Below are 1,011 nucleotides of genomic sequence, written 5' to 3'. Positions count from 1 at the left end.
TGATACATGATGGCTACGTAGCTCAGTTGGTTAGAGCACATCACTCATAATGATGGGGTCACAGGTTCGAATCCCGTCGTAGCCACCATTCTTTCTTTAAGAAAGATACAATTTGTGCGGAAGTGGCGAAATTGGTAGACGCACCAGATTTAGGTTCTGGCGCCGCAAGGTGTGAGAGTTCAAGTCTCTCCTTCCGCACCATCATTCTTCGATTGAGTCTTTGACTCGGTTGAAAATAACCAGAGAAGCAGCTGGCAACAGCACAAAAATGCGGAAGTGGCGAAATTGGTAGACGCACCAGATTTAGGTTCTGGCGCCGCAAGGTGTGAGAGTTCAAGTCTCTCCTTCCGCACCATTCTCTCTGGTACCAAGTCTCTGAAAAGAGCATCTGCAGGTCTATCGCCAAGCGGTAAGGCAACGGGTTTTGATCCCGTCATTCCCTGGTTCGAATCCAGGTAGACCTGCCATATTTCAATCATTAGCAATAGCTGGTGATACATGATGGCTACGTAGCTCAGTTGGTTAGAGCACATCACTCATAATGATGGGGTCACAGGTTCGAATCCCGTCGTAGCCACCATTCTTTCTTTAAGAAAGATACAATTTGTGCGGAAGTGGCGAAATTGGTAGACGCACCAGATTTAGGTTCTGGCGCCGCAAGGTGTGAGAGTTCAAGTCTCTCCTTCCGCACCATCATTCTCGATTGAGTCTTTGACTTAATTGAAAATAACCAGAGAAGCAGCTGGCGACAGCAATAAATGCGGAAGTGGCGAAATTGGTAGACGCACCAGATTTAGGTTCTGGCGCCGCAAGGTGTGAGAGTTCAAGTCTCTCCTTCCGCACCATTCTCTCTCTGGTATCAAGTCTCTGAAAAGAGCATCTGCAGGTCTATCGCCAAGCGGTAAGGCAACGGGTTTTGATCCCGTCATTCCCTGGTTCGAATCCAGGTAGACCTGCCATCATTTAACTTAACGGTTATCTCACGATAATTCGGTAAGTATGCGGAAGTGG

8 tRNA genes are annotated in these 1,011 nt (G+C 47.8%); all 8 read left to right on the top strand.

What is annotated here, in order from left to right:
* Positions 1 to 11 precede the first annotated feature (11 nt).
* The 8 genes from C9J01_RS29375 (at position 12) to C9J01_RS29340 (ending at position 959) form a co-directional block, all read left to right on the top strand.
* A tRNA-Met gene (locus tag C9J01_RS29375) sits at positions 12 to 88 on the top strand.
* Between the two features lie 28 nt (positions 89 to 116).
* A tRNA-Leu gene (locus C9J01_RS29370) sits at positions 117 to 201 on the top strand.
* Positions 202 to 270: 69 nt separating this feature from the next.
* A tRNA-Leu gene (locus C9J01_RS29365) sits at positions 271 to 355 on the top strand.
* Between the two features lie 37 nt (positions 356 to 392).
* A tRNA-Gln gene (locus C9J01_RS29360) sits at positions 393 to 467 on the top strand.
* Between the two features lie 36 nt (positions 468 to 503).
* Positions 504 to 580, top strand: a tRNA-Met gene (locus C9J01_RS29355).
* 28 nt (positions 581 to 608) lie between these two features.
* Positions 609 to 693, top strand: a tRNA-Leu gene (locus tag C9J01_RS29350).
* A gap of 67 nt (positions 694 to 760) precedes the next feature.
* Positions 761 to 845: transfer RNA gene (locus C9J01_RS29345), tRNA-Leu, on the top strand.
* Positions 846 to 884: 39 nt separating this feature from the next.
* A tRNA-Gln gene (locus C9J01_RS29340) sits at positions 885 to 959 on the top strand.
* The last annotated feature ends 52 nt before the right edge of the window (positions 960 to 1,011 follow it).

The sequence above is a fragment of the Photobacterium rosenbergii genome (genome assembly GCF_003026455.1).
Classification (GTDB): domain Bacteria; phylum Pseudomonadota; class Gammaproteobacteria; order Enterobacterales; family Vibrionaceae; genus Photobacterium; species Photobacterium rosenbergii.
Note: the sequence above shows the minus strand (reverse complement) of the source record. Positions and strands in the feature narration are given on the sequence as shown.